The sequence below is a fragment of the Streptomyces sp. NPDC031479 genome (assembly GCF_055581065.1).
On sequence record NZ_JBVIKC010000014.1, the window covers coordinates 1 to 26,990 of the forward strand.

Genomic DNA, 26,990 nt, shown 5'->3' on the forward strand with positions numbered 1-26,990 from the left:
TGGCCGATGTTGCCCACGATCGCCTGGTGCTTCATCCTGGCCATGTCGGCGGCCATGATGATGTCCTTGTTGCCCGTGGTCGTGATGAAGATGTCGGCGCTCTCCACCACGTCGTCCAGCGTCGCGACCTGGTAGCCGTCCATCGCGGCCTGCAGGGCGCAGATCGGGTCGATCTCGGTGACGATCACACGGGCGCCCTGGCCGCGCAGGGACTCGGCGCAGCCCTTGCCGACGTCGCCGTAACCGCAGACGACGGCGACCTTGCCGCCGATCAGGACGTCGGTGGCACGGTTGATGCCGTCGATCAGGGAGTGGCGGCAGCCGTACTTGTTGTCGAACTTCGACTTCGTCACGGCGTCGTTCACGTTGATCGCCGGGAACAGCAGGGTGCCCTCGGCCATCATCTCGTAGAGGCGGTGGACACCGGTGGTGGTCTCCTCCGTCACGCCGCGGATCTCGGACGCGAGCTGCGTCCACTTCTGCGGGGCCTCACCGAGGGTGCGGTTGAGGAGCGTGAGGATGTGCGCGTACTCCTCGGAGTCCGCGGTGGACGGGTCCGGGGCCGCGCCGGCCTTCTCGAACTCGACGCCCTTGTGGACGAGGAGGGTGGCGTCGCCACCGTCGTCGAGGATCATGTTCGGGCCGCCGGTGGGGGTGTTCGGCCAGGTCAGCGCCTGCTCCGTGCACCACCAGTACTCCTCCAGCGTCTCGCCCTTCCAGGCGAAGACGGGGACGCCCTGCGGGTTCTCCGGGGTGCCGTTCGGGCCCACGGCGATGGCCGCGGCCGCGTGGTCCTGGGTGGAGAAGATGTTGCAGGAGGCCCAGCGGACGTCGGCGCCCAGGGCGACGAGGGTCTCGATCAGGACCGCGGTCTGCACGGTCATGTGCAGCGAGCCGGTGATCCGGGCGCCTGCCAGCGGCTGCGCCTCGGCGTACTCCCGGCGGATCGACATCAGACCCGGCATCTCGTGCTCGGCCAGGGTGATCTCCTTGCGGCCGAAGGCGGCAAGGGAAAGGTCGGCGACCTTGAAGTCCATGGGTGCTGCTCCTCATGGTTCGAGAGGGTGGGTACGGCTGGGCCGCGTGCCGTCGGGGACGGTACGCCGAGCACAGTCCGTCGGGGGCCCTCTCTCCCCTCGGCCGGCCACGGGGACCGCCCGACCGCCATCAGCAGCGACGCCTGACACTGACGACGAATCTACACCGATCGGCCTAGCGGCCCCAGTCGTGAGGGGGATGTGTCGGGTGCCGGTTTCGGGCCCTAAGGCGGAACGGTTCGGGGCCTTTCGGACTTTTGATGCACCTCTCAGGTGGGGCAGGATGCCTGGTGGACCGGGTCGTGCGCACGGCCCCGCAGGACCCATGGCTGAAGGAGATTCCAGTGACCACCAGTCCGGCCGGCCCTCCCGGTGGCGGAGGCGCAAGCGGGCCCGAGCGCCTGAAGTTCGTGGCCGTCACGGCCTGCCCCACGGGGATCGCCCACACGTACATGGCCGCGGAGAAGCTGCAGCAGGCCGCCGACGAACTCGGCGTGGACATCAAGGTGGAGACGCAGGGATCCATCGGGGCCGAGAACGTGCTCTCTGACAACGATGTCAGGGAGGCGGACGGCGTGATCATCGCCGCCGACAAGGAGGTCGACCGCGACCGCTTCGCGGGCAAGCGGGTCCTGTCCACGGGCGTCGCGGACGGCATCCACAAGCCGGAGGAGCTGATCGAGCGGGTACGCAGCGCGCCGGTGCAGACCGGCGCGGCGGCCTCCGGCGGCGGGGGTGACGGGGGCCGGGAGCGCGGCGCGGCGTACAAGGCACTGATGAACGGTGTCTCCCACATGATCCCGTTCGTGGTCGTGGGCGGTCTGCTGCTCGCGGTGTCGATCGCGCTCGGCGGGCACACCACGTCCGAGGGCATCGGGTTCGACGAGGGCTCGTTCTGGTCCTACGTCAACGCGCTGGGCGGCCTCGGCTTCAAGCTGATGCTGCCGGTCTTCTCCGGCTACATCGCCTACGCGCTCGGCGACCGGCCCGCACTGGTTCCGGGCATGCTCGGCGGCTTCCTGGCCGCCGACGCCGTGAACATCTACGGCGCCGAGGCGAACGCGGGCTTCCTGGGCGCGATCGCGACCGGATTCCTCGCCGGCTATGTCGTCGTGTGGATCAAGAAGGTCAAGGTCCCCCGGTTCGTCCAGCCGATCATGCCGATCATCGTGATCCCGATCGTGTCGACGCTGACGGTCGGGCTGCTCTACATCTACGTGATCGGCCGGCCCATCTCCTGGCTCTTCACGACCCTGACCGCCTGGCTGAACGGAATGACCGGCTCCAGCGCAGTCGTGCTCGGCGCGATCATCGGCCTGATGATCGCCTTCGACATGGGCGGCCCGGTCAACAAGACCGCCTTCCTGGTCGCGGTGGGCCTCATCGGCACCAACAACGCCGTCATGGGCATGGCCGCCGCCGCGATCCCGGTCATGCCGCTGGGCCAGGGCCTGGCCACGCTGCTGCGCCGCAGGCTCTACAGCGACCAGGAGCGGGAGACGGGCGTCGCCGCCCTGTTCATGGGGTTCTTCGGCATCTCCGAGGGCGCGATCCCGTTCGCCGCCGCCCGGCCGGCGATCGTCATCCCGGCGAACATGCTCGGCGGCGCGGTGGCGGGCGCGCTCGCGGGCCTGACCGGGGTCGAGGACTCGGTGCCGCACGGCGGTCCGGTCGTGGCGCTGTTCGGCGCCGTCAGCGGGGTCGCGATGTTCTTCGTCGCCATCACCGTCGGTGCCGTCGTCACGGCGCTCACCACCAACCTGCTGATCGAGGTCAAGGAGGGCCGCGGCGGCCCGGCGCAGGCCACGGCGCCGACGCCCGAGCCCGTACTGGTGGGCGTGGGGGCCGGTGCGGAGGGGACGGCCGCCCTCACGCGCGCCGCGGCCGTCACCCCCGCCGTCCCCGCGGCGCCCGTCCCCGCGGCCGCCGTCGCGCCGGAGGAGGCGGAGGAGGCGGAGGTGCTGTCCGGTTACCTGACCGCGCGGACGGTCAAGCCGGAGCTGGTCTCGGACTCGAAGGAGGCGGCGATCCGGGAAATGGCCGAGATGCTGGCCACCACCGGCAACGTGCGGGACGTGGACGAACTGGTCCGGGTCGCCCTCGCCCGCGAGGCGCAGGGCACGACCGGGCTCGGCGAGTCGATCGCGATCCCGCACGCCAAGACGGACGCGGTGACGCGTCCCACGGTGGGCTTCGCCCGGTCCGCCGAGGGCATCGAGTGGGGTGCGCTCGACGGTACGAAGGCCCGGCTGGTCTTCATGATCTCGGTGCCGGAGGCGGCGGCCGGGGACGAACACCTGCGGATCCTGGCGCTGTTGTCGCGCAAGCTGATGGACACCGGTTTCCGCGACCGGCTGCGGGGCGCGCCGGACCGGGCGGCCGTCCTGGAGGTGCTGCGCGAGATCCGCTAACGGCGGTCCTTCCGCTCCGTCCCGTCGGGTCCCGCACCGCCGCGGTGCGGGACCCGACGGCGTGCGCGCAGTGTCCGAATCGGTATGTACGTACTCGGCACACCGGCCCCCCGGCGGCATCGACGGCGTCCCGGTCGACCTACGATGCAAGGCAGGTACATCGGAAGGGACGAAATGGAACACAGGCCAGGACGCAGACGCGGGATCGCGGCGATCGTCCTGCTGGTGCTCGGAGCGGTCATCCTCGGCGGGGTGACGGTGGCGAAGGCCGTGAACCCGCCCTCGCGGTACACGGAGGGCAAGCAGGTCGGCTGGACCATGACGCCGACCTACACCAACGGGGAGAGCATCTACCTGGAACCGGTCGCCAAGGGGAAGCTGCGGCGCGGTGACGTCGTGCTCGCCTCCGTGCCGTGGTCCCTGCAGAAGACCCAGATGAACCGGGTCGTCGCCGTGGGCGGGGACCGCATCCAGTACAAGCCGAGCAGCAAGGTGGCGGGCCAGTACCGGCTGGTGCTGAACGGGACGCCGCTGGACGAGCCGTACCTGGAGCAGTGGAAGAACCCGTCGGCGGTGGCCTTCAACGTGAAGGTGCCCAAGGGGTACGTCTTCCTGATGGCGGACAACCGGATGAACTCGGACGGCTCGCAGTACGCGAACAACGGTCCGGTCCCGGAGGCCAAGGTCACCGCCCGGGTCGTGCCGTACCCGATGGCGAAGCTGGCCGTGTGGGGGCAGCTGGCCGGCGCTCTGGTGCTCCTGCTCGGCGGTGTGCTGGCGGGCGTGGCCCGGCGGGCGCGCGGCCGGGCCGGGCGGGCCGCCGCGGCCCCGGTCGCCGCGATCCCGGCTCCGGCGGCGCAGCCGGAGCCGGGCGAGGGCGGCGGTGAGGGGGCCGGCGAGCAGGCTCCCGTCGTCGCGCAGCCGGGTCCGGGGGACGCGCAGGCGCCGGTCGGGCCCGGTGGGCGCGCGGACGTGCCCTCGTAGGAGCGGACGACGACGCCCCGTACGGACATGCGGAGGCCCCCGCGGCTCGGTGAGCCGTGGGGGCCTTCGTGTGTCCGGACCGGGGTCAGTTCCCTTCGGCCTTGGCGGCCTCGGGGTGGTAGATGTCCGGCTCCAGGTAGATGACGCGGGCGATCGGGACGGCCGCGCGGATGCGGGCCTCGGCGGCGTTGATGGCGTTGGCCACCTCGGTCGCGGTGTCGTCGTGCTGGACGGCGATCTTGGCGGCGACGAGGAGTTCCTCGGGGCCGAGGTGCAGGGTCCGCATGTGGATCACGCGGGTGACGGTGTCGCCGTCGACGAGGGCGGCCTTGATCTTCTCGACCTCTTCGGTGCCCGCGGCCTCGCCGAGGAGCAGGGACTTGGTCTCCAGGGCGAGCACGATGGCGATGGCGATCAGCAGTACGCCGATGCACACGGTGCCGATGCCGTCCCAGACGCCGTTGCCGGTGAGCAGGGCGAGGCCCACGCCGGCGAGGGCGAGGACGAGGCCGATGAGCGCGCCGAAGTCCTCCAGGAGCACCACCGGCAGCTCCGGGGCCTTGGCTCGCCTGATGAACTGGCTCCAGGTCTGGTTGCCGCGGATCTCGTTGGACTCCTTGATCGCGGTGCGGAAGGAGAGGCTCTCCGCGACGATCGCGAAGACGAGGACGCCGACGGGCCAGTACCAGGCCTTGATCGGGTGCGGGTCGTGGATCTTCTCGTAGCCCTCGTAGACGGCGAACAGGCCACCGACGGTGAAGAGGACGATGGAGACGAGGAAGGCGTAGATGTAGCGTTCCCGCCCGTACCCGAAGGGGTGTTGGGGGGTCGCCTCGCGCTTGGCCTTCTTCCCGCCGAGGAGCAGCAGGCCCTGGTTCCCGGAGTCGGCCAGCGAGTGGACGCTTTCGGCGAGCATCGACGAGGACGTGCTGATGAGGAATGCCACGAACTTGGCTACAGCGATGGCGAGGTTGGCGGCGAGTGCCGCCACGATCGCCCTGGTACCGCCCGACGCGCTCATGGGTGCCGATGTCCCTTCCTAGCCACTGACTACGGCCGCACATTGTTGCAGCTGCCTGTGCGGCCGACGGTACGTCAGAGGACCAGGGTGGCGCGGAAGACCGTACCAGAACCGGACAGTTCGACCTTTTCGCCCGCGGGGACGAAGACCGACTCCCCCGGCGCGAGGGTCAGTTCGCCGGCGGCGGGCGCGCCCGCGGTGCACAGCAGGATCTGCGGGGCGGCGTCCGGGAGGGTGTGGGGGGCGCCGCCGGGTGCCAGGACGAAACGGGAGAGGCGGAACTCGTCTATGGGGGTCTCGTAGACCTCTTCGGCGCCGCCCTCGGGGCGCAGCAGGGCGGGGGCGCTCGGCTCGAAGAGGACGACCTTGAGCAGTTCGGGGACGTCCACGTGCTTGGGGGTCAGGCCCGCGCGCAGCACGTTGTCGGAGTTGGCCAGCAGCTCCACGCCGAGGCCGTCGATGTAGGCGTGCGGAACGCCGGCGCCGAGGAACATGGCCTCGCCGGGCTGGAGCCGTACGTGGTTGAGCAGCATGGCCGCGATCACGCCCGGGTCGCCGGGGAACTCGTGGACGAGGGAAGCGTACGGCGCGTACGGGCCGCCCAGGCGCTCGGCGGCGGACGCGGCCTCGCTGACGGTACGGGACATCTCCGCGCGGTCCGCGGTGAGGACGGCGGTCAGGACCTCGCGCAGGGCCGCCTCCTCCGGGTGGGCGCGCAGCAGGTCGGCGTAGGGCTTGAGGGAGTCGACGCCGAGGCCTTCGAGCAGCGCGGCGGCCTCCAGCGGCGGGCGGAAGCCGCACAGTCCGTCGAAGGGGGTGAGCGCGCAGATCATCTCGGGCTTGTGGTTGGCGTCCTTGTAGTTGCGGTGGCCCGCGTCGATCGGGACGCCTCGGCGCTCCTCGTCCTCGAAGCCCTCCTTGGCCTGGGCCAGGTCGGGGTGGACCTGGAGGGAGAGCGGGGCGCCGGCGGCCAGGAGCTTGAGCAGGAAGGGCAGACGGGGGCCGAACTTGGCGACGGCGGCGGAGCCGAGCTGGCCCTCGGGGTCGGCCTCGATGACGGCGGACAGGGTGGTCTCGCCCGCTCCGCGGTCCAGACGGGACGGGGCGCCGGGGTGGGCGCCCATCCACATCTCGGCCTGGGGCTCACCCGTGGGCTCGACCCCGAGGAGGGCCGGGATCAGGGTGGTGGATCCCCAGGCGTAGGGGCGGATCGTGTTCTTCAGGCGGTCCATCGTGGTCTTCCGTCGTTCTTCCTGGATCGGTGGAGCGTGGGGGCGGGCGCGGGTGCGCGCCTCAGCCGTGTCCCCGGGACGCCAGCGCCAGGTAGGCGGTGGCGAAGTCGGTGACGGCGAGGAGCTCGGCGAGCTGTTCCAGCTCGGTGCCCTCCTCGGGTTCGAGCTCGCTGATGGCCGTGTCGTGGCTGAGGGCGAGCTCGCGGGCGGCGGGAGCGGCGGAGAGGCCTCCGGTGGGCCGGTCGCGCAGCAGGACGACGCGGGCGCGCAGGGTCTGGGGCTCCTCGACGCGGTCGCGGAAGAAGTCCTCGGGGTCGGCTCCGGCGGCGAAGGCCCCGGCGAGCAGGACGCCGTGCGCGGGCAGGGCCTCGGGGAGGTCGGCCGCGAGGGCGGGGCGCCCGGCCAGTTCGGCGAGGGTGGCGGCGAAGCGGCGGCCGGCGGGGCCGGCTCCGGCGCCCTCGCTCCAGATGAGCGGCAGGGAGTCGGCGAGCTCCGCGGCGAGGGTCTTGGCCGGGTTGGAGTAGGTGGCGATGGCGGGGCCGCAGCGCTCGGCGGTGCGGTCGAGCCGGTCGGCGACGAGCTGGAGGGTGTCCGGCGCGGCGGAGACCAGCCCGACCTTGTCCAGGAGGACCAGCAGCGGGGTCAGCAGGGCCCACAGGGCGCCGGGGCCGGCCGCGGCGGACTCGTCGTACTCCTGGTACGGGGCCTGGGCCATCGGTACGAGGACCCCGTGCGCCCCGTCCACCGCCTCGCTCAGCGGGGAGCGCTCGGGGGCGACGGCGACCACGGAGCTGCCGCGCCGGTAGGCCTGCTCGGCGAGGACCGCGAGGCCGGGTTCGGTGCCGTCGGTGGTGACGATGAGGAGCAGGTCCACCGGTCCCGCCCAGCCGGGCAGCGCCCAGCGCAGGGCCCCGGCGGCGTACGCGACGCCGGTGGGGTGCAGCCGGATCACCGGGGCGGAGGCTCCTGCGAGGGCGCCGAGGAGGTCGGCGACGCCGGTGGCCGCGGTGCCGGGGCCGGCGATGAGGACGGACCGGGGGCGCCCGTCGGGGCGCAGGTCCGCCAGGCCCGCCTCGGTCGCGTGCCGGGCGGCGGTACGGACCCTCGCCCCGGCGTCGGCGGCGCCGCGGAGGAGGCCGCGGCGGTCGGCACGGGCGAGATCGTCCGGTGCGTCGAGGAGTGGCTCGTCGAGCATGGCGGCCTCCGGCGGTGTTGACGGCGTGTGCGGTCTGCGCTGCGCGGGTCGGACGGTGCGGCGGGGAGGGGTTACGCGGGGCGGCGGGCCTCGTCCACGAGCAGGACCGGGATGCCGTCGCGGACCGGGTACGCGAGGCCGCAGTCCTGGCCGGTGCAGATCAGCTCGGGTGCGGTCTCGTCTGCCGAGTTGTCCCGGAGGGGGGCGTGGCAGGCGGGGCAGGCGAGGATCTCCAGCAGGCCGGCTTCGAGCGGCATGGGGCGGTTCCCTTCGGGGATACGGGCCGCGGATCGCGGATCGGGCGTGGTCAGCGTACCGCCGAGTCACCTGCGGTGCGGCTCGGAGGTGGGGGTGGGGCCGCCGGGCCCGGGGGGCCCACCCCGGGCCCCGGGCCGCCCCCGGGAGGGCGGCGCGGGGACCGCGGCGGGTGCGGGTCCGTTTCCGGGGGCTCTGCCCCCGGAAACCCGCTCCTCAAACGCGGGCGGGGCCGGATGTCGGCGGCCCGGCGCCGGGGCGGGGAGCCTCAGGCGCGGACGAGGGCGAGGACCTCGTCGCGGATCCTGTCCAGGGTGGCCTCGTCGCGGGCCTCGACGTTGAGGCGCAGGAGCGGCTCGGTGTTCGAGGGGCGGAGGTTGAACCACCAGTCGGCGGCGGAGACGGTCAGGCCGTCGAGCTCGTCGAAGGTCACGCCCTCCTGGGAGGCGTACGCGGCCTTGACGGCGGCCGTGCGGCCCGCCTGGTCGGCGACGGTGGAGTTGATCTCGCCGGAGCCGACGTAGCGGTCGTACTCGGCGACCAGCGCGGACAGGGTGCCCTCCTGGCCGCCCAGGGCCGCGAGGACGTGGAGCGCGGCGAGCATGCCGGTGTCCGCGTTCCAGAAGTCCTTGAAGTAGTAGTGCGCCGAGTGCTCGCCGCCGAAGATGGCGCCCGAGGAGGCCATCTCCGCCTTGATGAAGGAGTGGCCGACGCGGGTGCGGACCGGGGTGCCGCCGTTCTCGCGGACGACCTCCGGGACGGACCACGAGGTGATCAGGTTGTGGATGACGGTGCCGGTGCCGCCGTTGCGGGCCAGCTCGCGGGCCGCGACCAGGGCGGTGATGGCGGACGGGGAGACGCCCTCGCCGCGCTCGTCGACGACGAAGCAGCGGTCGGCGTCGCCGTCGAAGGCGAGGCCGAGGTCGGCGCCCTCGGCGATCACGCGGGCCTGGAGGTCGACGATGTTCTTCGGGTCGAGGGGGTTGGCCTCGTGGTTCGGGAAGGTCCCGTCCAGCTCGAAGTACATGGGGACGAGGTCCAGCGGGAGGCCCTCGAAGACGGTGGGGACGGTGTGGCCGCCCATGCCGTTGCCCGCGTCGACGACGACCTTGAGGGGGCGGATCGAGGTGAGGTCGACCAGGCCCTTGAGGTGCTCGGCGTAGCCGGGGCGGCTGTCCAGCTCGGTGACGGTGCCCGGGACGGTGCCGGCGGGGATCGCGGGGGCGCCCTCGTCGGTCCACTTCTCGGCGAGCTCGCGGATGGTGGCGAGGCCGGTGTCCTGGCCCACGGGAGCGGCGCCGGCCCGGCAGAGCTTGATGCCGTTGTACTGGGCCGGGTTGTGGGAGGCCGTGAACATGGCGCCGGGCAGGTCCAGCTTGCCGGAGGCGTAGTACAGCTGGTCGGTGGAGCACAGCCCGATCAGGGTGACGTCCACGCCGCGGGCGCTGGCACCCCGGGCGAAGGCGGCCGACAGGCCGGGGGAGGAGGGCCGCATGTCGTGACCGACGACGATCGCGGTGGCGCCGGTGACCTCGACGAACGCAGCACCGAACAGCTCGGCCAGGGGCTCGTCCCACTCGTCCGGTACGACGCCGCGTACGTCGTATGCCTTGACGATGTTCGAAAGATCTGCGGCCACTGCCTGCCCTCCTGAAGGTTCTGTGCGGTGGAGCAAACCTACCCTGTGCGCAGAGCGGCTTTTCAGACGATCCCGGTGTCAGGAGTCGGGCGAGCGCAGGACGCGCAGGTGTCCGCGGCGCGTCTCGCCGGTCACCCGGGGACCTTGACCGGAACCGCTCGCTTCGGCCGCGCGCTCCGGCGGACGGGCCGCCTCGCGCACGGCGTTCGCGAGGGCTTCCAGGTCGTCACCGCTGGGGCGGGACGGGCCGGAGCCGTCCGACAGGCGGACGACGTCCCAGCCGCGCGGGGCGGTCAGGCGCTCGGAGTGCTCGGCGCACAGGTCGTAGCAGTGGGGTTCGGCGTAGGTGGCGAGCGGGCCGAGAACTGCGGTCGAGTCGGCGTAGACGTACGTCAGTGTGGCGACGGCAGGGCGGCCGCACGCGGTGCGCGAACAGCGACGTACAAGGCTCACGACGTTGGACGGTACCGCACTCTTGACCGGGCCGCGACGACTCGCCCCCCGGCCGGTCCCCCGTGTCGCCTCCCGCGACGGGTCCGGCGGGGGCCGTCGCGGCCGCGCCGGTACCCGATCTTGACCGGATCGTTCGGGGTGTGACACCGCCGCGACACCGGGCCGTGACCGGATCGGGGCCCTTCCGGGAGGTGGGGTGAGGGCTACCCTGCGGGGGTGACGGACAGCTCCCTTCCTCCCCGCCCCGCTCCCTCCGCCGAGACCCCCCACGAGCCGCGGCCGCGGCGGCGCGACCGGCACGGCCGGGGGATGCGGGGGCCGCTCGCGCCACCGCAGGTGCCGCTGTCGGCGAGCCGGGCGGAGCTGTTCGGCGACCTCGTACGGGATTCCGTGGAGCGGCTGGAGCGGCGCTGGGCGCAGCTCGCCGAGGTGGAGTTCGTGATCGCGGACGTGCCGGGGCCGCCGGGCGGGCCCGACGCCGGGTGGAACGACGAGGCGGTGCCGCTGGGCGGGCTGGTGGAGGCCCGGGACGGGCGGCCGGCCCGGATCGTGGTGTTCCGGCGGCCGGTGGAGATCCGGGCGAAGACGCGCGACGAGCGGGCGCTGCTGGTGCACGAGATCGTGGTCGAGCAGGTGGCGGAGCTGCTGGGGCTGTCCCCGGAGACCGTGGACCCCCGGTACGGGCAGGACTGAGGCCCGTACCGGGACGGTGGTCAGCGGTGGTCAGCGGACGAGGATCGAGGGGTCCTCGACGGCGCGGGGCACCGAGACGGTGGAGCGGTCGTCGCCGAAGGTCTGGACGGTGAACATCGGGATGCCCTCGTGCGGGAGGGTCAGGGTGCGGGCCGCGTGGACGGGGCCGCCGGAGAGGGTCTCCAGGGTCAGGGCGTAGGCGCCCTTGCCGCCCGCGGGGGCCGGCGGCGGTGACACGGCGAGGGTGGTGCCCGCCTTGACCGTGACCTCCTTGACGGCGCTCTCGCCGCCTTCGGTCCCGGCCGAGGCGGTGACGCGGACCTTCGCGTCGGCGCCGCCCGAGGCGGTGAGGGCCAGGGCGGTGGCCTTGTCGTCGAGGCGGTTGTCGGCGACGGTGGCCCGGGCGCCCACGGGGGCGGCGGCCGGGATGAAGCCCAGCTCCTGCTTGGTGCCGGTGCCGCGGACCACGCGCAGGGCGGCGACGACGGGTACGGCCTTCTTCGGGTCCGCGGGGGCCAGCAGCAGGGAGCCCGCCTCGCCGCGGGTCACGTCCTTCAGGTCCACGCTCGCGGTCATGCCCGCCTTGAGGTGCAGCTGCTCGGCGCCGGCCGGGCTGATCGAGCCGGTGGGGCCGGCCAGCTTCAGGCGGAGGTCGGCGTCGTCCTCGCCGGGGGCGAAGGCGATCAGGCGTACGGAGGTGGCGTCGGCGGGGATGCCGGGCAGGACGGCGGAGCCCGCCGGTCCGGCCGAGGCGGGCAGCCAGTCGGCGCCCACCCCGTCCTCGCCGATCTGCGCGGAGGCGCCGACCCGGCCCGAGCCGGTCGTCACGTGCGCGGTGACGTCGGTGAGCTGGGCGTCGGGGGCGAGGGAGGACAGCAGCACCTTGGTGGTGGAGCGGGGGTCGACCGCGATGACGGTGTCGGCGGTGCCGGGCTTGCCCTTGACGAGGCCGTCGGGGCCGTACAGCTTGACGTCCACCTCGGCGACGGTGTCGTCCGGGTTGGTGAGGTGGATGTAGTCCTGGCGGCCCTTGGCGGTGCTGACGCCGGGGAACCAGAAGTCGGTGCCGGGTGCGGTGCAGGCCACGCCGAGCAGGCCGCGGGACTGGCCGACCGCGACCTTGGTGGTCTGCTGGGCGGTCCACCCGGGGGCGAGGACCCCGTCGGCGGTGCCGGTCAGAGCGGGCGCCTCGGCTCCGGAGGCGGTGGCGCCGACGGGCCTGCCGGGTTCCTTGGGCTGCAGGACCGTCTTGCCGTCCTTGGTCTGCAGCCGGGCCGTGCCCTTGCCCGCGCCCTTGCCGGGGGTGAGGGAGGTGTACGTGGTCTCGGCGATGTCGGAGGAGCTGGGCGCCGGGCACACCAGCACGGACCGCTCCACGGGCATGCGGGCGACGGGCGGGCCGCCGGTGCCCCCGGCCGGGGTGGCGGCGGGGGCGGTGAGGACGGCCAGGCCGCAGGCGGCGGCCAGGGCCGCGGTCACGGCCGCGAACGTGAGGGGGGCGCGCTGCTTCACTGCTGGGGGCTCCCGTCCGGACGCGGGTCGTGCTGTCCGTAGGTGTCGTACGGCTGCTGGTCGTACTCGTACGGGTGGGGCGGCTGCTGCTGCGTGTAGCCGAACTGCTGCCCCTGGCCGTACGCCTGCTGCGCGTCCGGGTGCGGCGGGGCGGCGTAGGGCTGGGGGTACGGCTGGGCGTACTGCTGGGCGTACGGGTCGCCGTGCTCCGCCGGCTGCTGCGGCTGCTGCTGTTGCTGCCCGTCCGCGTACGGGGACGGGGACCAGGGCTCCTGGTAGGCGTACGACTCCTCCCCGTACACCTGCTGCGCCGGGATCTGCGCGTACGGGTCGGCGACGGCCTCGGCGGGGGCCGGCTCGGGCGCGGGCTCCGCGGGGGCGGCCCGGCGGGCGCGGCGGCCCTGTCCGGGCACGCTCGCCCCGGTGCGGTCTGAGGCGGGGGCGGCGGCGTCCTCCTCGGGCAGGTCGTCGTCGAGGCGGGCGCGGCGGCCGGGCAGGGCCATCACCAGCAGCACCAGCGCGAGGATCCCCTGCGTCCAGTGCCAGGCGTCGCGGGCCAGGGAGTCGGTGTGGACGAGGGCGAGGCGGCCGCCTTCCTTGGGGAGGGCGAAGCCCTGTGCCCAGCCGTCGCGGCCTTCGAGGGCCTTGGGCTTGAGGGGCTTGCCGTCGAGGGTGGCGTGCCAGCCCGGGTCGGCGCGGTCGGCGACGCGCAGGGTGCGGCCCTCCTCGCCGGCCGGGATCTTGGCGTGGGCCTCGACGGGTCCGGCGTCGACGGCGACGGTGGCCTGGCCCTGCCTGCCGGGGAGGATCGCGACGCGGGCGGGCAGCCGCTGGACCTCCCAGATGGCGGTGCCGTCGTCCTGATGGCGCTGGCGCAGGCCGGGGGTCCCGTCGAGGGTCCGGCGCATCGCGGGGGAGCCGCCGGGCGGGATCATCACGTAGCGGACGGCGAACGCGCCGAGCTGCTCGGACTGGTCTGCTCCGGAGCCGGAGACCAGGCTGGAGACGGCCTGGGCGAGGCGGGGTCCGGAGCCTGCCTCGGCGAGGAGTTCGGCGTCGCCGAGGCGGACGCCGGAGCCGCGGACCAGGGTGTAGGAGACGGTGGCGGGCGAGTCGCCGCCGAGGACGAGGGTGCGGGTGCGGTTGCTGTCGTCGGACTGGGCGGCGACGAAGGCCGGGACCTGGACGGGGTCGCGCCGTCCCAGCGGTCCGTCGGCTCCGGCGACGGTCCAGACGGCGGCGAGGAGCAGCGGGCCGAGGGCCGCGCCGAGGGCGACGAGGGCGGCGAGCGGCTGGCGCCAGCCGAAGCTGCGGGCGGCGACCCGCTCCCTGGCGCCGTCGGCGCCGAGCACGGCGGCCGCGATCAGCGCGAGTCCCTGGACGAGGGTCGCGGGGCCCGCCCAGCCGTCGCGGTTGAGGAGGACGGCGAGGAACAGGGCGGCCAGGGCGGTGGTCCAGGCGACGGCCACGGCGAAGCGCCGGTCGGCGCGCAGCAGTGCGGCCAGGGCGGCCAGGACGGTTCCGGCGAAGAGCAGTCCGCCGGTGGTGCCGGGGCCGCCGGGGCTGGCGCCGAGCAGGCCGAGGGCGGTGGCGGAGCCGCTGCCGTAGGGCAGTCCGGCCTCGCGCAGGAAGCGGCCGGGGTGGGTGAGCAGGCCCAGGGACCAGGGCGCGAGGACGGCCAGGGGGACGGCGAGGGTGGCGAGCAGCCGGGGGGCGTACGCCTTCCAGCGCGCGCGACGCACGAGGAGCGCGCCGGTGCCCAGGACGGCGGCGAGCGGCCACACGACGGGGGTGAAGGCGGTGGTCAGGGTCAGCAGCAGGGTGTACGTCCACACGGCCCGCCAGGATCCGGTGGTCTCGCGGTCGGCGAGGCCGAAGGCGGCGACGGCGGAGCGGGCGAGGAGCGGCAGCAGGACGGCCAGCACGGCGGTGCCCAGGCGGCCCCCGGCGAGGGCTCCGGTGACGGCGGGCAGGAAGGCGTAGGCGACGGCGGCCCAGGCGCGCAGCAGGCGGGAGGTGACGAGGGGGCGGGAGGCGAAGTAGGCGGTGAGCCCGCAGAGGGGGACGGAGCAGACGAGCAGCAGGGTCAGGGCGGCCTTGGTGGAGCCGAGCAGGGGCGCGGCGAAGGCGGCGAGGACCGCGAGGTAGGGGGGTGCCCCGGCGGTGGTTCCGATGCCGACGGGCTGCCAGTCGCCGGTGTAGGCGTGCCACAGTTCGAGGGCGCCGGGCGGGGCGGGCAGCAGGGCGCCGCCCATCAGGCTGCCGCCGCCGATCAGGGCGCGGCAGGCGGCGAGGGAGACCAGCAGCAGGAGTGCGAAGAGGACGGGGGCGGGCCTGCGGGCGATCCGCTTGAGCCGGCCGAACTGTTCGATCTCCAGGTAGTCGGCGTCGTCGCCGCCGGGTCCGGATTCGACGGCTCCGCCGTGCCGTCCGGCGGGGGCGGTGTCGGCGCCCTGGCCGGAGCCGAAGTGGCCGGCGAGCTGTTCGGCGCCCGCCCGCAGGGTGGCTCCGGGCGGGGGGAAGAGGGGACGCAGGTCGGCGGCGGGGACGGCGGGCCGGCGGCGGGCCTTGCGGGCGGCGAGGATCCGGCCGGGGCGCAGCAGGGTGGCGAGGAGGCCGGTGAACTCGTCGACGGCCTGGCCGGGGGCCTTGCCGACGAGGTAGCCGAGGGTGCGCAGGAGGGTGGCGACGACCAGGCGCAGCAGGACGTAGGGCAGGGCACGGCCGGAGGAGTTGGCCAGCAGGGTGTAGACGGCGCCGGCCTTGTCGACGCGGTGGGGGTCGACGGCGGAGCGGCCGGCGCAGTCGACGGTGCGGCGTTCGCGGGCGGCGGCCTCGGCGTGGCGCAGGACGGCGTCGGGGGCGACGAGGACGGTGTGGCCGGCGCTGTGGGCGCGCCAGCACAGGTCGACGTCGTCGCGCATGAGGGGCAGACGGCGGTCGAAGCCGCCGAGGGCGTCGTAGACGTCGCGGCGCACGAGCATGCCGGCGGTGGAGACGGACAGGACGGGGCGGACCTGGTCGTGCTGGCCCTGGTCCTGTTCGCGGCGGTCGAGGCCGGTCCAGCGGCGGCCGCTGCGGGCGATGGTGACGCCGGCTTCGAGGAGCTGCTTCTTGTCGTACCAGCCGCGCAGTTTGGGGCCGATGACGGCGGCGTCGGGGTTCTCGTCGGCGACGCGCAGGAGTTCGGCGAGGGCGTCGGGTTCGGGGGCGCTGTCGTCGTGGAGCAGCCAGAGCCACTGGACGGGTTCGCCGTGGGGGAGGTCGGGGAGGTCGTAGGCGTCGTCGCGCCAGGTGCGGCTGACGGGGTCCCAGCCGCTGGGACGCTTGAGGTACGGGAGCTCCTCGGCGGTCAGGACCGGCGCGCTGCGGACGGCCTCGTCGACGGCGGCGCCGAAGCCGGTGCGCCGGGCGAGGTGCAGGACGCGGTCGTCGCCGAAGGCCTGGTCGAGCAGGCGCGCGGAGTCGTCGGCACTGCCGGTGTCGGCGGCGACGTGGCTCTGCGCGGGGCGTTCCTGGGCGAGGAGGCCGGCGAGGGTCTGGGGCAGCCAGCGGGCTCCGTCGTGGGCGACGAGGACCGCGGTGACGACGTGCCGGGGGAACTCGGGAGTGGCGGCTGCCTGGTGGGAGGCCGTCGAGTTGCTGTGCAGGGACATCGCGGTACGGGCCCTCCGGCCGGGGATCCGGGGGTGTTGTGCCCTCGGAGGCTGCTGGACAGCGCCCCACCCTAACGGCTGGGAAGGGGACGGTCCGCCTCGTGTGCGCGGGGCCGGGAAGGGGACGGTCCGCCTCGCCCGCGCAGGGCCCGGAACGCGACGGTCCGCCTCCTGCGGGGAAGGTGCGGGAGGCGGACCGTTTGCTCTGTGGACCGGTGGTGCGCGTCGTGCGGTGCGGTGTGGTGCGCGGTGGGCCTGGCGCCGTGGGGGCCGGGCCCTCGGGTATGGGGTGGGCGGCGGGACGGGTGTCCCGGCGGGGGCGGTGCGGCCGGTGCGGCCGGATCAGACCGCCGCCTTCTTCAGCCTGCGGCGCTCGCGCTCGGAGAGGCCGCCCCAGATGCCGAATCGCTCGTCGTTGGCGAGGGCGTACTCCAGGCATTCGGACCGGACTTCACAGGCCAGGCAGACCTTCTTGGCCTCGCGGGTGGAGCCGCCCTTCTCGGGAAAGAAGGACTCGGGGTCGGTCTGGGCGCACAGCGCGCGCTCCTGCCATCCGAGCTCCTCGTCCGCCTCCTCGACCAGCAGTTCCTGAAACAGCTCGGTCATGTGCGCCCCTCGCTCTTCTGTGCGTCCCCGTGGTGTTGCCGTTACTGATCGCCAGGTAACGACACGAGTGAAATTACAAGTGCGTGGCTCCGGCGCAGTCAAGCCGAGATCTGCTATTGGGCGCCTTATTCACTCTGCGGAACCAAGCCTATGCAGAAAGTGTTCATATCGCCAAAAATCGTGACACATGGCTCAGGTGTCGCGCGGGCGCCACCCTCTCTCGTTGCCGACGATTCGCTCCGGAGCGGGGTTGCGATTCGGCCGAAGATGCGGCGCGGATCACATTCCGGTTACGAGTGCGGGCTGCGGGTTTGAAGACGGCTCGGGCGGGACTGAACGGCACATCCCCTGGACCCGACTGCACAAACCTTTCTCCGCGCACGGTAACCGGATGAGGTGAAACTTTTCTCTCAAACCGGACATTGGGTTGACAGTCCGCCCCTTTCCCCGTTCTCCTTGTACGCATGTCAGCGCCCGCAGCCGCCACCCGGACCCCCATTCGTGGGTTCCTGTGCGCTGCCCAGGTTCGCTGTTGCTGTTGCAGCTGTTGATGCCTCCGGAGCCCCGGCTCCGTCCGAGCACCGGCTACTCCCCCACAGCAACCGCCCCGCACGACTGACATCCGTCGAGGACACCCCCACGATGAACAGCGCCCCCGCCGCCACCGCTCCCACCGCCGCCCCCTCCGCCACGGCCTCCGTGATCGAGAGCGACCTCCAGATCGCCGGCGACATCCTCTCCGTCCAGCACCTCCTGCAGCCCGCCCGCGAACACCCGGCCACCGTCGCCGAGTTCGCGGGCCTCGCCCGGTCCATCGCGCAGGACCGCGGGAGCTGGGAGCACCTGGTCCGCTACGACGCCACCACCCGCTGGTACCACCGCCTGCGCACCGGCCCCGGCTACGAGGTCTGGCTGCTCAGCTGGGTCCCCGGCCAGGGCAGCGGCCGCCACGGCCACGGCGGCTCCTCCGGCGTGCTGACCGTCCTGGACGGCGAGCTCACCGAGCACAGCGCCCGCGGCCCGCTCACCCTCGGCCCCGGCTCCCAGCGCGTCTTCGCCCCCGGCTACTCCCACGAGGTCGTCAACGACACCCTCGACGGAGCCGTCAGCCTGCACGTGTACTTCCCCGGCCTGACCGAGATGCCCATGCACAGCTGCTCCCCGGCCCGCGGGGAACACGTACCGGCCTGACGCCCCCGCCCGTCACCCGCCGCCACCCCCCGTCGGAGGACGGCCCGCGGCTGACAGACTGTCCGCATGCGCATTGTTGTTCTGGCCGGCGGCATCGGCGGCGCCCGTTTCCTGCGCGGACTCCTGTCCGCGGTCCCCGACGCGGACATCACGGTCATCGGCAACACCGGTGACGACATCCACCTGTTCGGGCTGAAGGTCTGCCCCGACCTGGACACCGTGATGTACACCCTCGGCGGTGGCATCAACGAGGACCAGGGCTGGGGCCGCACCGACGAGTCCTTCACCGTCAAGGAGGAACTCGCGGCGTACGGGGTCGGACCCACCTGGTTCGGCCTCGGCGACCGCGACTTCGCCACCCACATCGTCCGAACGCAGATGCTCGGCGCCGGCTACCCGCTCAGCGCCGTCACCGAAGCCCTCTGCGACCGCTGGCAGCCCGGCGTCCGGCTGCTGCCCATGTCCGACGACCGCGTCGAGACCCACGTCGCCATCACCGACCCGGAGTCCGGCGAGCGGCGGGTCGTCCACTTCCAGGAGTACTGGGTCCGGATGCGCGCCGCGGTGGACGCCGAGGCCGTCGTGCCCGTCGGCGCCGAGCAGGCCAAGCCCGCACCGGGCGTGCTGGAGGCCATCGCCGCCGCCGACGTGATCATCTTCCCGCCGTCGAACCCCGTCGTGTCGGTCGGCACCATCCTCGCCGTGCCCGGCATCCGGGAGGCCGTCGCGGCCGCCGACGCCCCCGTCGTCGGCCTCTCCCCCATCGTCGGCGGCGCCCCCGTGCGCGGCATGGCCGACAAGGTGCTGGCCGCCGTCGGCGTCGAGGCGACCGCGGCCGCCGTCGCCCTGCACTACGGGACCGGGCTGCTCGACGGCTGGCTCGTGGACACCGCCGACGCGGACGCGGTCGCCGAGGTGGAGGCCGCCGGCATCTCCTGCCGGGCCGTACCGCTGATGATGACCGACACGCAGGCCACCGCCGCGATGGCGCGGGCCGCCCTGGAGCTCGCCGAGGCGTCCCGGTGACCGTGCCCGCCCCCTCCTACGAGGTGCGGGCCCTGGCCGGGATCCCCGAGGTCCGGCCCGGCGACGACCTGGCGGCCCTGATCGCCGGGACCTCGCCCGGCCTGCGCGACGGGGACGTCCTGCTGGTCACCTCGAAGATCGTCTCCAAGGCGGAGGGCCGGATCGTCACGGCGGCCTCCCGCGAGGAGGCCATAGACGCCGAGACCGTACGGGTCGTCGCGCGCCGGGGCACGCTGCGGATCGTGGAGGACCGGCGGGGCCTGGTGATGGCCGCCGCCGGCGTCGACGCCTCCAACACGGAGCCCGGCACCGTCCTCCTGCTGCCCGAGGACCCGGACGCCTCGGCGGCCCGGATCCGGGCCGGGCTGCGCGAGCTGCTCTCCGTGGACGTCGGCGTGATCGTCACCGACACGTTCGGGCGGCCCTGGCGCAACGGGCTGACGGACGTCGCCATCGGCGCGGCCGGGGTACGGGTCCTGGACGACCTGCGCGGCGGCACCGACGCGCACGGCAACCCGCTGAGCGCGACGGTCGTGGCCACCGCGGACGAACTGGCCGCCGCCGGCGACCTGGTCAAGGGCAAGGCGGCGGGGCTGCCCGTGGCCGTCGTCCGCGGACTGGGACACGTCCTCGGCGACGGGTCCTCGGCACGGGACCTGGTGCGCCCGCCGGCCGACGACATGTTCCGGCTGGGCACCTCGGAGGCCGTACGGGAAGCCGTCACGCAGCGGCGCACCGTACGGGACTTCACCGACGAACCGGTGGACCCGGGCGCGGTACGGCGGGCCGTCGCCGCGGCCGTCACGGCCCCGGCACCGCACCACACGACGCCGTGGCGCTTCGTCCTGCTGGAATCGGCGGCCGCGCGCGGGGAACTGCTGGACGCGATGCGGGACGCGTGGATCGCCGACCTGCGCGCCGACGGCAAGTCCGAGGAGTCCGTCGCCAAGCGGGTGCGGCGCGGGGACGTGCTGCGCCGGGCCCCGTACCTGGTGGTGCCCTGCCTCGTGACGGACGGCGCGCACGACTACGGGCACGCGCGGCGGGACGCGGCCGAACGGGAGATGTTCGTCGTCGCGATGGGCGCCGGCGTGCAGAACTTCCTGGTGGCGCTGGCCGGTGAGCGGCTGGGCTCGGCGTGGGTGTCCTCGACGATGTTCTGCCGGGACGTGGTGCGCAAGGTGCTCGCGCTGCCGCAGGACTGGGACCCGATGGGCGCGGTGGCGGTCGGCCACCCGGCCGCGGCCCCGGCGCCCCGCGGGGAGCGGACCGCGGACGCGTTCGTCGAGGTCCGCTAGAGGCGGCCGATGTCGCCGCGCGGCATCCGGGGCGTGCGGCGGGGCGGGGTCCGGCCCGCGAGGAGGATGAGCCGGGCGGCGCGGTGGCGCTGGCCCTCGTACGGGGCTAGCAGCTCCAGCATCCGGTCGTCGTCGGCGTCCCGGTCGCCCGTGAGGGCGTAGCCGACGATGCCGGGCAGGTGGAGGTCGCCCGTGGTGAGCGCGTCGGCGGCGCCGTTGCTGCGCTGCAGGGTCTCGGCGGAGGTCCACGGGCCGATGCCGGGCACGGCCTCCAGCCGGGCGGCCGCCCTCGGCAGGTCCATCGCGGCGGCCTCCTCCAGCCGGTCCGCCACCCGGGCGGCGCGCACGATGGTCGCCGAACGCTTCGCGTCCACCCCCGCCCTGTGCCAGTCCCAGGACGGGATCAGCGCCCAGGTGCGGGCGTCGGGCATCACGTACAGCTCCTGCGGCCCGGGGGCGGGCTCCCCGTACTGGCGGACCAGGCGGCGCCAGGACCGGTAGGCCTCGTCGCTGGTCACCTTCTGCTCCAGCACCACCGGGACCAGCGACTCCAGCACCAGTCCGGTACGGGTCAGGCGCAGCCCGGGGCGGCGGCGGTGGCTGGCGTGCACCAGGCGGTGCCGGGGGACGAAGGCGGCGGGATCGTCCTCGGCGCCGAGCAGCCGGGGCAGCTCCGCGAGCGCCCACTCGGCGCCGGGGCCCCAGGCCTCCGCCTCGACCTCCTCGCCGGCGCCGACCCGGGCGACCCGGAGCGTGGCCGGGCCCTGCGGGGTGCGGGTGGCCCGCCAGACGGAGCCGTCGGGGGTGACGCGGAAGGTGGGGTCGGCGGGGCCTCGGCGCAGCGGGCCGAGGATGAGCCCCAGGTCGACGGGCCCGCCGGGGCTCCAGCGGCGGCGCTGCGCGGCGGCGGAGGGCTTCGGCCCGGCCCCGGAGCCGGGGGGTACGTGGGTACGGCCGCCACGGACGACGGTGCGGGTGAGGGGGTCGAAACGGCCGGCCATGCCTTGAGCGTAGCCCGCCGGGGGTCCGGCCCCGCCGCCGCTGCGCGGACCGCCTCCCCGGGGCTCCGCCCCGCACCCCGCCGCCCCGCACCCCGCCGCCCGGCCAGGGCAGGGGTCAGCGGCCCTGGAGTCTCGCCGATGTCGTGCGGGTCGGGGGCAGCTGTTTGTACAGCTGCCTGCCGGGGCATTCCGTGGCGAAGCCGTCGCGGTGGCCCGAGATCACGTTCATCTTCACGCTGCTCCCCTTCGGGAACCGGTTCCCGCCGCCCGACCTCAGGGTGGTCTTCGCCCTCGGGTCCGCGCCGAACAGCCCGAGCTTCCAGGCCGTGAGCCGGGCCACCGCGTCGACGGCCGCCTTCGGCGGGGCGGCGCCGCCGAAGGAGCCGATCACGGCGATGCCCATGCTGTCCGCGTTGAACCCCATGGTGTGCGCGCCGAGCACCGGCTTGGCGACCCCGCCCGCCCGGCCCTCGTAGACCGTCCCGCAGCGGTCGACGGCGAAGTTGTAGCCGATGTCCCGCCAGCCCTCGCTGACCACGTGGTAGCGGTAGAGGCTGCGCAGCACCGCCGGAGCGTCCTTGCAGGCGTAGTTGTTGCCGGAGGCGGTGTGGTGGACGAAGGCCGCCTTGACGGTGTTCGTGTAGACGAAGCCCGTCTCGCGCAGGCTCTCGTCGGCGCCCCAGCCGCGCCGGGTGACGATCCGCGGGCGCGGGCCGATGTACGGGCGGGCGGCCGCGCCGAGGGATCCGTCGGCGGCGAGGACGGCGTCGGCGGTGGAGTCGGCCTTGTTCAGCGCGCCGATCTCCAGCGCGCCGAGCGTGGCGTGCGGGACGTTCGCGGCGGAGGACTCGGCCCCCTCCATGGTCATCTCGGGCAGGAGCGCCGCGTCGCCCTTGTCGTCGCCGGCCGGGGACGACGGGCGGCCGGCGTTCTTGCCGTCGAGCACGGCGACGGGCTCCGCCGCTCCCGGGTCGACGAGTTCGATGCGCAGGCCCGAGGGGAGCCGGGACTCGGCCCGCGTGTCGCCGCCGGTCTCGGCGTGGACCCGGACCTCGATCCCGTCGGAGGCGCCGACCCACAGCGGAGCGGTGCTGCCGCGGACGCGGCGCGAGCCGCGCTCCACCGCGTCGGGGTCGGCGCCGTGTTCGCCGTTGTGGGTCTCGACGTCCTGCCAGCCGGACCAGGCGCCCGTGCCCGCCGCGCGGGTGCGGACCTGGACCCGGCCGACGAGCCGGGTGGCGGCGTCGTCCCATACGACGCCGACCAGCGAGAAGGTCTTCACGTCCCGGGCGGCGAGCCCGCGCGTCTCGGGGCGGCCGGGCGAGGCGCTCATGCCCGGTACGCCGGGGATCCGGCCGTCGGAGGGGCCGAGGGGGGCGAGCGGCAGGGACTGGGTGGACCCCGCGGGGGTCACGGGGGCCGCCGCGCCCTCGGACGCGGCGGCCAGGGCCGGAGTGGAGAGCGCGAGCGGCAGGGCCAGTGCGGCCGCGGTCGCGACACCGATCGAGGAAGCAAGGAATCCACGCATGGAAGCGATGCTGGGCACAGCCCTCACGAAGCGCCATCGGAGAACTGACGATCCGTCCGACAACGCCGGGGCCGCGCCTCCCCTGGACGGCGCAGCCGCTGCCCTCCGTACGAGGGAAGGGCCCGCGTAGGCTGGGGCGGGTGAACGCCACTGACCGCACCCCTGCCGACCTGCTGCGATCCGCGCTCGCCGCCGATCCGGGCCGCCCCCTCGTCACCTTCTACGACGACGCCACGGGCGAGCGCGTCGAATTGTCCGTCGCCACCTTCGCCAATTGGGTGGCCAAGACCGCCAATCTGCTCCAGGGCGACCTGGCCGCCGAGCCGGGCGACCGGCTCGCCCTGCTGCTCCCCGCGCACTGGCAGAGCGCCGTGTGGCTGCTCGCCTGCGCCTCGGTCGGCGTGGTCGCCGAGGTCGGCGGCGACCCGGCCGGCGCGGACCTGGTGGTGAGCGGGCCCGACACCCTGGAGGAGGCCCGCGGCTGTTCCGGGGAGCGGGTCGCGCTCGCGCTGCGTCCCCTGGGCGGGCGGTTCCCGCAGCCGCCGGCCGGGTTCGCGGACTACGCGGTGGAGGTGCCGGGGCAGGGCGACCGCTTCGCCCCGTTCGCGCCGGTCGACGCCGACGCCCCGGGGCTGGTGGTGGGCGGCGAGGAGCTCTCGTACGCGGCCGTGGTCGAGCGGGCCCGGGCGGACGCGGCGGCACGCGGCTTCGGCGAGGGCGCCCGGGTGCTGTCGGGGCTGGGCTACGACAGCTGGGAGGGACTCTCCTCGGGGCTGTACGGGGCGCTGGCCACCGGCGGCTCGGTGGTGCTGTGCCGCCACCTGGACCGGCTGTCGCCGCAGGCGCTGGAGCAGCGGACCGAGAGCGAGCGCGTCACTCACACCGTCTGACGGCGACTTCGCGCGATCTGTCACCCGCATGGCCCTGTACAGGGCGGTGCCCCCGGGCCGTCCGCGCCCCCCGGGGGCAGGATCGGCTCCAGGCCGTACTCACCCGTACGGCTGGCAGCCGGTTCGGCGAGGGGACGGAACGCGAGTGAGGGACAGCGCGGGCATACCGGGCGGCACCGGGGCGGCCGGAGGCGGGCCGAGGCCCCCGGCCGACCGTCGGCGTCGCCGGCTGCTGCGCTGGATCGGGCTCGGGGCCGTCCTGCTGGTCCTGGCGGGCGCGGCCACCGGCTGGTGGCTGTACGCCAAGCTCGACGGGAACATCACCGCGGACACCTCCGCCGAGGCGGAACTGCGCCGCTACGAGCGCGAGCGCCCGGGGCACTCCACCGAGGGCGCCCGGAACATCCTGCTGATCGGCTCGGACTCGCGGTCCGGCCGGGAGAACGCGGGCTACGGGCAGGACGGCGGCACGCAGCGTTCCGACACGACGATCCTGCTGCACCTGTCGGCGGACGGCGCGAGCGTGACGGCCGTCTCGATACCCCGGGACCTGATGACGGACGTCCCGAGCTGCCGGGCCGCCGACGGGACCCGTACCGCCGAGCGCTTCGCCCAGTTCAACTGGGCCTTCCAGTGGGGCGGGGCCGCCTGCACGATCCGTACGGTCGAGCGGCTCACGGGCGTCCGGATCGACCACCACATGGTGCTGGACTTCGGCGGTTTCAAGCAGATGGTCGACGCCGTGGGCGGGGTGGAGGTGTGCCTGCGGCAGCCGGTGAACGACGCCGAGGCGCACCTGCGGCTCCCGGCGGGCCGCCACCTCCTCCAGGGGGAACAGGCGCTGGGTTTCGTCCGGGCCCGGTACGGCCTGGGCAACGGCAGCGACACCGAACGGATGGAGCGCCAGCAGCAGTTCCTCGGCTCGCTCGTCAAGAAGGTGCAGAGCAACGGCGTCCTGCTGAACCCGGCGCGGCTCTACCCGCTGCTGGACGCGGCCACCTCCGCGCTGACCACCGACCCGGGGCTGGCCTCGCTGCGCGGGCTGTACGAACTCGTACGGAGCGTGAGGGACATACCGTCCGACCGGATCGGGTTCCTGACGGTGCCGCGGCGGCCCTACCCCGCGAACCCCAACCGGGACGAACTGCTGGAGCCCGAAGCGGGGCGGCTGTTCCAGTGGCTGCGGCTTGACCGGCCCGTGACGGTCACCCCGCCCGTGCCCACCTCGACGGCCGCGCCGACGGCCGCCTCCGCACCCGCGTCCGCGGCCGCCGCGGAGCCCGCCCCGCTCTCCCCCGCCGAGGTGTTCCGCGACTCTGTGCGAGCGAAAAGCGGAACCACGTCCGCCCCCCTTCCGGACCCGACTTTCACAGGAACCACGGCGGACACGGCCGACTGCCGGTAAAGCAATCCAAAAGCCGGTGGTCCAACCGCACTGGATGGGCGTTTTGGGCAGTTATCGGGGGAGTGGATTTTGTCACCAGCATGGTTTGCAGCTGACCTGGGCGGATAGGGTGAGCGATCCGGTGCACCGGAAGCGAAGACACCGTGCACCAGCAGCCGGATCGTTGACCGCGCGCCTGGGGGGAGGCGCGTCGCGAGGCACCGACGGAGGATTCGAGCAACCGTGGATGCGCAAAGCCGTGGGCGGGCGGACGAAATCGACCCCGCAGACCAGTGGGTCCTCAATCCCCGCACTGGCAACTACGAACTGCGACTGGGTAATTCCCCTGCGCAGCAGCACTCCGTCACCACCCCCCGCAGGACCCGCAGACGCCCCACGGCTCCCGCCGCGCCGGCGGCCCCCTCCCCCGCGGTCCCCAAACCCCGGCGCGGCGAAGGCCCGCCCGGCGGCAGGCGCGGCGGCAAGCCCCGCGGGCCCGGTGGCGGCGGAGCGGCCAAACGGCGGCGCAGGGCGCTGGCCGTCACCGGCGGGACGCTGGCGTTCCTGCTGGTCGGCGGCGGGCTGGCGTCGTACCTGTACTACCAGCACCTCAACGGAAACCTGAAGGTCATCGACACCAACGGTGCGGGCGGCAGCTTCAAGAAGGACCAGCCGATCAACATCCTGGTGATCGGCACCGACAAGCGCAGCGGCGCGGGCAACGAGGGCTACGGGGACGCCGAGAGCGTCGGCCACGCCGACACCACGATCCTCTTCCACGTGTCGAAGGACCGCAGCAACGCGACCGCCCTGTCGATCCCGCGCGACCTGATCACCGACATCCCGGTCTGCCCGACGAAGCAGTCGAACGGCTCGGTGAAGCAGATCCCCGCCACCAAGGGCAGCCGCTTCAACAACAGCCTGGGCCAGGAGGGCCGCGACCCGGGCTGCACGATGCGCACGGTCAAGCAGCTCACGGGGATCGGCGTCGACAACTTCATGATGGTCGACTTCAACGCGGTCAAGAACCTGAGCACGGCGGTCGGCGGTGTGCCCGTGTGCCTGGCCAAGGACGTCAACGACCGTGATTCCAAGCTGAACCTGAAGGCCGGCGAGCACCGGCTGCAGGGCGAACAGGCGCTGGCCTTCGTACGGACCCGGCACTCCTTCGGCAACGAGAGCGATCTCGACCGGATCAAGACCCAGCAGCAGTTCCTCAGTTCGATGATGCGCGAGATGAAGTCCAAGGAGACGCTGACCAGTCCGAAGAAGTTCTTCTCGCTCGCGGAGGCGGCCACCAAGTCGCTGACCGTGGACCAGGGGCTGGGGTCCATCGGCAAGCTCACCGACCTCGCCGGTGAACTGAAGGACATGAACCTGAAGAACGTCACCTTCACGACGCTGCCGGTGGTCGACAATCCGAACGAGCCGTCGAACCGGAAGGCGACCGTCGTCGTCAACTCCTCACAGGCCGACCCCCTCCTCCAGATGATCCGCGAGGACGTCTCCCTCACCGAGGTGGAGAAGAAGGAGCACGCCGCGAAGGAGGCCGCCGACGCCAAGCAGGACGCGCTGCTCCAGGGGAACCGGGCGCCGGCCGGGGACGTCCGGGTGGACGTGTACAACGGCGGCGGCCCCCCGGGATCGGCCTCCACCACCCTGACCTGGCTGCAGAACGCGAAGGGCGTCTACAAGGCGAGCAACCACGGCAACGCCGCGGAGCGGCTCGCGGCCACGCAGCTGGAGTACGCCCCCAACCAGGCCGACCAGGCACGGGCGCTGGCGGACATGATGGGGCTGTCCGCCGCGGCCATGAAGGTCGGCACGGTGGACGCGGGGCCGAAGACCCCGATGAAGCTGACCCTCGGCTCCGACTTCAAGGAGCCGGGTACGCCGCTCGGTGCGCCGGCCGCCCCGCAGCAGGCCCCCGAGGGGCTGCAGCGGGTCGAGGCGGACAAGGCGGTCTGCGCCAAGTGAC

The 26,990-nt window shown here is 73.9% G+C and carries 21 protein-coding genes; 9 read left to right on the forward strand and 12 right to left on the reverse strand.

The features are described from left to right. Positions 1–1,037: adenosylhomocysteinase (locus ACZ5D2_RS17560; RefSeq protein WP_468930184.1), on the reverse strand; the 1,037-nt coding region annotated here is incomplete at its 3' end. Positions 1,038–1,489: 452 nt separating this feature from the next. On the opposite strand from ACZ5D2_RS17560, the gene ACZ5D2_RS17565 reads away from it, so the two are divergent. Further along, entirely contained in the window at positions 1,490–3,448 is a 1,959-nt protein-coding gene (locus tag ACZ5D2_RS17565; RefSeq protein WP_468930430.1) for a fructose-specific PTS transporter subunit EIIC, read from the forward strand. A gap of 174 nt (positions 3,449–3,622) precedes the next feature. Then, a complete protein-coding gene (gene lepB / locus ACZ5D2_RS17570) occupies positions 3,623–4,432 on the forward strand; it encodes a signal peptidase I (protein WP_371678283.1) in 810 nt (269 codons plus the stop codon). An 85-nt stretch (positions 4,433–4,517) separates the two neighbouring features. Here the strand turns inward: lepB and ACZ5D2_RS17575 are convergent, their stop codons facing one another. From ACZ5D2_RS17575 to ACZ5D2_RS17600, 6 genes are all read right to left on the reverse strand, one after another. Continuing rightward, positions 4,518–5,453, reverse strand: a complete 936-nt coding sequence (locus ACZ5D2_RS17575) for a cation diffusion facilitator family transporter (RefSeq protein WP_371678282.1) — start codon at positions 5,451–5,453, stop codon at positions 4,518–4,520. 74 nt (positions 5,454–5,527) lie between these two features. Beyond that, positions 5,528–6,685, reverse strand: a complete 1,158-nt coding sequence (gene manA, locus ACZ5D2_RS17580; protein WP_371678281.1) for a mannose-6-phosphate isomerase, class I — start codon at positions 6,683–6,685, stop codon at positions 5,528–5,530. A 61-nt stretch (positions 6,686–6,746) separates the two neighbouring features. Beyond that, positions 6,747–7,880: an SIS domain-containing protein gene (locus ACZ5D2_RS17585; RefSeq protein ID WP_371678279.1), complete on the reverse strand. Its 1,134-nt coding sequence runs from the start codon at positions 7,878–7,880 to the stop codon at positions 6,747–6,749. A 71-nt stretch (positions 7,881–7,951) separates the two neighbouring features. Continuing rightward, positions 7,952–8,137: a Trm112 family protein gene (locus ACZ5D2_RS17590; RefSeq protein WP_266839393.1), complete on the reverse strand. Its 186-nt coding sequence runs from the start codon at positions 8,135–8,137 to the stop codon at positions 7,952–7,954. A 266-nt stretch (positions 8,138–8,403) separates the two neighbouring features. Then, positions 8,404–9,774, reverse strand: a complete 1,371-nt coding sequence (locus ACZ5D2_RS17595) for a phosphomannomutase/phosphoglucomutase (protein ID WP_371678278.1) — start codon at positions 9,772–9,774, stop codon at positions 8,404–8,406. Between the two features lie 78 nt (positions 9,775–9,852). Continuing rightward, positions 9,853–10,227 carry a DUF3499 domain-containing protein gene (locus ACZ5D2_RS17600; RefSeq protein ID WP_371678277.1) on the reverse strand — a complete coding sequence of 125 codons (375 nt, stop codon included), beginning with the start codon at positions 10,225–10,227 and terminating at the stop codon, positions 9,853–9,855. Between the two features lie 216 nt (positions 10,228–10,443). On the opposite strand from ACZ5D2_RS17600, the gene ACZ5D2_RS17605 reads away from it, so the two are divergent. Continuing rightward, positions 10,444–10,920 carry a metallopeptidase family protein gene (locus ACZ5D2_RS17605; protein ID WP_371678276.1) on the forward strand — a complete coding sequence of 159 codons (477 nt, stop codon included), beginning with the start codon at positions 10,444–10,446 and terminating at the stop codon, positions 10,918–10,920. Between the two features lie 30 nt (positions 10,921–10,950). Here ACZ5D2_RS17605 and ACZ5D2_RS17610 read toward each other — a convergent pair whose 3' ends face one another. The 3 genes from ACZ5D2_RS17610 to ACZ5D2_RS17620 form a co-directional block, all read right to left on the reverse strand. Continuing rightward, on the reverse strand, positions 10,951–12,432 hold the full coding sequence (locus ACZ5D2_RS17610) for a DUF5719 family protein (protein ID WP_468930193.1): 1,482 nt from the start codon (positions 12,430–12,432) through the stop codon (positions 10,951–10,953). Beyond that, positions 12,429–16,088: a glycosyltransferase family 2 protein gene (locus tag ACZ5D2_RS17615; protein WP_468930196.1), complete on the reverse strand. Its 3,660-nt coding sequence runs from the start codon at positions 16,086–16,088 to the stop codon at positions 12,429–12,431. The genes ACZ5D2_RS17610 and ACZ5D2_RS17615 overlap by 4 nt, the downstream gene beginning before the upstream one ends. 342 nt (positions 16,089–16,430) lie before the next feature. Continuing rightward, on the reverse strand, positions 16,431–16,694 hold the full coding sequence (locus ACZ5D2_RS17620; RefSeq protein ID WP_003983763.1) for a WhiB family transcriptional regulator: 264 nt from the start codon (positions 16,692–16,694) through the stop codon (positions 16,431–16,433). A gap of 642 nt (positions 16,695–17,336) precedes the next feature. Between ACZ5D2_RS17620 and ACZ5D2_RS17625 the strand changes: the two genes are divergently transcribed. From ACZ5D2_RS17625 to ACZ5D2_RS17635, 3 genes are all read left to right on the forward strand, one after another. After that, positions 17,337–17,885 (forward strand): cupin domain-containing protein, encoded by a 549-nt coding sequence (locus ACZ5D2_RS17625; protein ID WP_371678272.1) that lies wholly within the window; start codon positions 17,337–17,339, stop codon positions 17,883–17,885. Between the two features lie 66 nt (positions 17,886–17,951). Continuing rightward, positions 17,952–18,911, forward strand: coding sequence for a 2-phospho-L-lactate transferase (gene cofD, locus ACZ5D2_RS17630; protein WP_371678270.1), 960 nt, complete (start codon positions 17,952–17,954; stop codon positions 18,909–18,911). Next, positions 18,908–20,209, forward strand: coding sequence for a coenzyme F420-0:L-glutamate ligase (locus ACZ5D2_RS17635; RefSeq protein ID WP_371678268.1), 1,302 nt, complete (start codon positions 18,908–18,910; stop codon positions 20,207–20,209). The genes cofD and ACZ5D2_RS17635 overlap by 4 nt, the downstream gene beginning before the upstream one ends. On the opposite strand, the gene ACZ5D2_RS17640 is transcribed toward ACZ5D2_RS17635, so the two are convergent. Both ACZ5D2_RS17640 and ACZ5D2_RS17645 read right to left on the reverse strand, forming a co-directional pair. Further along, a complete protein-coding gene (locus tag ACZ5D2_RS17640; protein WP_371678267.1) occupies positions 20,206–21,210 on the reverse strand; it encodes a DNA-3-methyladenine glycosylase family protein in 1,005 nt (334 codons plus the stop codon). The genes ACZ5D2_RS17635 and ACZ5D2_RS17640 overlap by 4 nt on opposite strands. 115 nt (positions 21,211–21,325) lie before the next feature. Further along, complete coding sequence (locus ACZ5D2_RS17645) at positions 21,326–22,738, reverse strand: peptidoglycan recognition protein family protein (protein WP_468930201.1); 1,413 nt, start codon at positions 22,736–22,738, stop codon at positions 21,326–21,328. Positions 22,739–22,878: 140 nt separating this feature from the next. On the opposite strand from ACZ5D2_RS17645, the gene ACZ5D2_RS17650 reads away from it, so the two are divergent. The 3 genes from ACZ5D2_RS17650 to ACZ5D2_RS17660 all read left to right on the forward strand — a co-directional run bounded on the left by ACZ5D2_RS17650 (position 22,879) and on the right by ACZ5D2_RS17660 (position 26,989). Next, complete coding sequence (locus ACZ5D2_RS17650; RefSeq protein ID WP_371678265.1) at positions 22,879–23,628, forward strand: TIGR03089 family protein; 750 nt, start codon at positions 22,879–22,881, stop codon at positions 23,626–23,628. Between the two features lie 145 nt (positions 23,629–23,773). Beyond that, a complete protein-coding gene (locus ACZ5D2_RS17655) occupies positions 23,774–25,033 on the forward strand; it encodes an LCP family protein (RefSeq protein WP_468930205.1) in 1,260 nt (419 codons plus the stop codon). Positions 25,034–25,255: 222 nt separating this feature from the next. Beyond that, a complete protein-coding gene (locus ACZ5D2_RS17660; protein ID WP_371678263.1) occupies positions 25,256–26,989 on the forward strand; it encodes an LCP family protein in 1,734 nt (577 codons plus the stop codon). Position 26,990: the final 1 nt, after the last annotated feature.